Raw genomic sequence first — 835 nt, 5'->3', positions numbered from 1 at the left:
AATGCTATACTTTCCTCATGGCATACATACCACTCAGAAAAGCGGTCGAATTTCTGGGATTGCATCCAAACACTTTAAGGAGATATGCAGATGAGGGGAAAATCAAAAGCATTAAAAACCCAGCAGGACAAAGATTGTACGATGTCGAATCATACATCAGGGGCGATTCAATTAGAACTCCCACTATTTGCTACTGTCGGGTTAGCTCCTCAAAGCAGCGAGATGACCTCGATAGACAAATCGCTTATATGCAATCCCTCTACCCAGACGCAGAAATCATCAAAGATATCGGGTCAGGACTCAACTTCAAAAGAAAAGGTCTGCGCTCCCTACTGGACAGACTTCTGCAAGGAGATAAATTCATCCTTGTTGTTGCCTGTCGGGACAGACTCGCAAGATTTGGATTTGAGCTTGTACAATACATGGTCGAGCAAAACGGTGGACAAATCGTGGTTCTCGACAAAACTGTACACTGTCCACAATCAGAGCTTACCCAAGTGGTTCGGCTTCGCTCACCATAAAATTTACTATCAATCCTTCACGTTTTTTCCTGTAGGATGCAGGACTGGAGAAAATACTCTAAAAAAATCAAAGAGGATTTATCTGAAATTGAGTTCTGCACAGAAAAGGAAGGTTAAATATTGGTTTGGTGTTTCCAGATTTGTTTATAATGAAACAATTCGGCATTTACAAACTCCAGAGACAAAAGCCAACTGGAAAGGGATAAAAACTGGGATTATTCAAGGATTGCCTGAATGGTGTAAAGATGCGCCATATCAAATTAAATCTATTGCCATTAAAGATGCTTGCCAAGCTGTTAAAAATGCTAAGAAAA

At 40.6% G+C, this 835-nt stretch carries 1 protein-coding gene and 1 pseudogene; both read left to right on the top strand.

What is annotated here, in order from left to right; genetic code table 11:
* Window positions 1-17: 17 nt before the first annotated feature.
* Window positions 18-521, top strand: coding sequence for an IS607 family transposase (locus tag FFR48_RS28160; RefSeq protein ID WP_236104238.1), 504 nt, complete (start codon window positions 18-20; stop codon window positions 519-521).
* Window positions 522-609: 88 nt separating this feature from the next.
* A pseudogene (locus FFR48_RS28155) lies at window positions 610-835 on the top strand (helix-turn-helix domain-containing protein); the annotation flags it as partial.

This window comes from Sphaerospermopsis reniformis, from assembly GCF_005402885.1.
Lineage (GTDB): Bacteria > Cyanobacteriota > Cyanobacteriia > Cyanobacteriales > Nostocaceae > Sphaerospermopsis > Sphaerospermopsis kisseleviana.
Note: the sequence above shows the minus strand (reverse complement) of the source record. Positions and strands in the feature narration are given on the sequence as shown.

What these genes read in the sequence shown, in the direction of transcription:
- FFR48_RS28160 (WP_236104238.1), top strand. Translation starts at nt 18, where the DNA reads ATGGCATACATACCACTCAGAAAAGCGGTCGAATTTCTGGGATTGCAT.